Origin of the sequence: Alicyclobacillus hesperidum subsp. aegles, from assembly GCF_027923525.1 — a bacterium.
Taxonomy (GTDB): domain Bacteria; phylum Bacillota; class Bacilli; order Alicyclobacillales; family Alicyclobacillaceae; genus Alicyclobacillus; species Alicyclobacillus aegles.
The window spans coordinates 1-269 of record NZ_BSBJ01000063.1; the positions used below are offsets into that span (position 1 = coordinate 1).

Annotated in this window: 1 rRNA gene; it reads left to right on the plus strand. The window is 56.9% G+C overall.

Going from position 1 to position 269, the window contains the following annotated elements:
• A 16S ribosomal RNA gene (locus QMF38_RS11845) occupies positions 1 to 269 on the plus strand; the annotation flags it as partial.

Genomic DNA, 269 nt, shown 5'->3' on the forward strand with positions numbered 1-269 from the left:
GAAGCCCCGGCAAACTACGTGCCAGCAGCCGCGGTAATACGTAGGGGGCAAGCGTTGTCCGGAATCACTGGGCGTAAAGCGTGCGTAGGCGGTTGTGTAAGTCTGGAGTGAAAGTCCATGGCTCAACCATGGGACGGCTTTGGAAACTGCATGACTTGAGTGCTGGAGAGGCAAGGGGAATTCCACGTGTAGCGGTGAAATGCGTAGATATGTGGAGGAATACCAGTGGCGAAGGCGCCTTGCTGGACAGTGACTGACGCTGAGGCACG